Below are 2,789 nucleotides of genomic sequence, written 5' to 3' on the forward strand. Positions count from 1 at the left end.
ACATGAGGTTGTCTTCTATACAAAAACTATTCATCAATACGATTTGACAAAGAGCCTTTTTATTTACGATTCAACATCGATTGTATATGGATCTTCATTAGTTCTCAAGAAAATTTTAGCATTAAGCATTGCATAAGCTAGAACGGAAACAAAATAGATACTTACTGATGGTGCTTCAATAACATGTCCTGTCATCAAGGCCATTCCGAATCCCAGCGCTACAGATGCTACCAACATGGCCCATTTATAAGACCACATGTATTTGAATTTTCTGAGGAATGCTCCTATTAGATAAATCAAACAATATAGTAGTGGCACCATATAAACGATTGTACCAATTAATCCAAATTGGAAGAAGATATCAACATAGTCCATCTCCACCAACTTGGCATCTCTTTCATGTTTGAAACTAGTTGCATAACCCATTCCAAAAATCTTTTGTGCTGGCGTTGCTTTACTAAAGTTATGTGCCGCATTTTCGAAATAAACGGTACGACCACTGAAAAGATAAGAAACAGTCTTATTAGTTTGAACATATTTCTTTTGATCTTTAGTGATACCCTTCTTAGTTTTAGCCTTTTGTTTTTTATCTTTGATCATCTCAGTATGTAATTCAGATGTCTTAGAGACCGCCATAGCAGGATATGCAACAACTATTCCACCTAAAGTGATAGCTAACATTGCAAAAATCCCAACGAAATACTTGCGACCATCTTTATACATAAAGAATTGCACGATTGTTGCTAAGATTCCCATGCAGATACTGAACAAGAGCGCTAAGAGTGAGCCCTTCGTTCCAATCAATAGATCTGCGTAGATGGCAACTATAATCGTTATCCAATAATAAATACGTGACCAAGTATTGATTTTTTTCAAAGCATACCAAATCATAATTGGGAATGTAATTGAAACAATTGCACTCAATTCATTGGCAGCAAAGAACCAGCCACTCTCGCCCAGCTTATAGTATGAGTAAGAACTGAAACTTGAATTAGTAAAGTGAGCGACGATCATAATAATACTGATAATATTTACAGCAAAGAAAATGACCTTAGGAAAGAAACGATTGATGATTCGATCCTCTGCTAACTCTTCAAAAGCATACAAGTAAGCTAACAACATGACCGGATAGTATAAACTCTTTGCTAAAGTTGTGACTTCCAAGCTTGTAATAAACAATACTTTAGTTTTGTAATTTATAAACAAACTGATAGCTGAAACAATTGCTAACAGGACAAAATAACCGATCATCATGAACCCATGCTTATTGTCCCGATTTAAAATCAGAAATATCAGCAAATAGAAAACCGTAACAGCCATAACGGCCATACGAATCAATACCCCAAACGAAACGTTCATATGTGCTTGAGTCATCAATCCAGTAACAGCATCTAGTACTGGTTGAAAAACAATGTATAGCATCAAGAAGATACTGTACTTTTTAATAAAACTTTGCATATGTGGTGACTCCCAGTTAAAGATTTAAAAACATATCAAACAATATATTACCCTAAACTTTTTGCGAAAGAAAATGATTATCGCTCTAAATAAAATTCAAAACGATCCCCAGCATATTGTGAACGAACATATTCAAATGGACGCTCATCATCCAGAGTGGTAACTTGTCTTAATCGTAAGATAGCAGAACCACGCTTAACATTCAAAAAGTTAGCTATCTTCTCAGATGCAAGAATTGCCGATACAGTTTGCGTAGCATTACCTAATTTAAGATCTGCTTTAGTTTCCAAGGCCTTGTAAAGAGAAGACGTAATGTCTTCCTTATCAAGTGATTTTACAATATCAACCGGAATTGTAGCAACTTCAAAGCAAATTGGTTGATTATCAGCATAACGAATTCTTTCCATTCGTAAAACTTGATTACCATCTTTTAATTTCAATTTCTCCATTTCACTGATTGAGGGATCAGCAACATGGTAAGAAACAGTCTTACTTGAAGATTTCTTACCCTGACTCTCAGTTATCTCAGTAAAACTAGTTGTTCCAGACATTTTCTCTTGAACTTTACTACTAGCAACATAGGTTCCAGAACCCACTTGTCTTTGTAAGATTCCCTCATCTACAAGCGTTTGGATAGCTTGCCGTAATGTCATTCTACTAACGTCAAAATCTTGTGAAAGCTGTCTTTCAGATGGAATGCGTTCTCCAACGCTCCATTTGCCAGATTCAATTTCTTTTCTTATCTGATTGTGAATTTGTATATATACTGGTACCTTCATTTTTGGCACTCCTTTATGCGCATTACTTCCATCAATTATACAGTATTTCAGTAAAAAATTAATCAATGCTGGAAAATTAGAAAAATAAAAAGGCAAAATTCATATTCAGAATTTTGCCTTTTTTCATTAATTGGGTTAGCTGGATTCGAACCAGCGCATGATGGAGTCAAAGTCCATTGCCTTACCGCTTGGCTATAACCCAATGAATGGAGGGGAGTGGATTCGAACCACCGAACCCGAAGGAGCGGATTTACAGTCCGCCGCGTTTAGCCAGACTTCGCTACCCCTCCATGAGTTGCTCTGTCTTCATTCGACTTAATAATATTAACGAAAAACCAACTTCATTTCAAGGGATTTTTTAAAATAATTGTTATTTAATCTAAAAAATGGAATTTTTTAATACGAAATAATATGTCATCGCCACAATAAGAAGAATCTGACTGGAACACAATGCTTGACTTCTAACAATCTACAGAGATTTTGCAAACAACTAAACCATGACGAATTGTCAAATCAAGCGCAACTTTGTCCCGAAGAAAACTTCAAATGGAC

The 2,789-nt window shown here is 35.5% G+C and carries 2 protein-coding genes and 2 tRNA genes; all 4 read right to left on the minus strand.

Going from position 1 to position 2,789, the window contains the following annotated elements:
* Window positions 1-63: 63 nt before the first annotated feature.
* On the minus strand, window positions 64-1,458 hold the full coding sequence (locus FD33_RS11660; protein ID WP_025086385.1) for an O-antigen ligase family protein: 1,395 nt from the start codon (window positions 1,456-1,458) through the stop codon (window positions 64-66).
* Window positions 1,459-1,535: 77 nt separating this feature from the next.
* On the minus strand, window positions 1,536-2,237 hold the full coding sequence (locus FD33_RS11665; protein ID WP_025086384.1) for a GntR family transcriptional regulator: 702 nt from the start codon (window positions 2,235-2,237) through the stop codon (window positions 1,536-1,538).
* Between the two features lie 130 nt (window positions 2,238-2,367).
* Window positions 2,368-2,439, minus strand: a tRNA-Gln gene (locus FD33_RS11670).
* Window positions 2,440-2,444: 5 nt separating this feature from the next.
* Window positions 2,445-2,527: transfer RNA gene (locus tag FD33_RS11675), tRNA-Tyr, on the minus strand.
* Between the last annotated feature and the right edge of the window lie 262 nt (window positions 2,528-2,789).

Origin of the sequence: Companilactobacillus paralimentarius DSM 13238 = JCM 10415 (assembly GCF_001434985.1) — a bacterium.
GTDB lineage: Bacteria > Bacillota > Bacilli > Lactobacillales > Lactobacillaceae > Companilactobacillus > Companilactobacillus paralimentarius.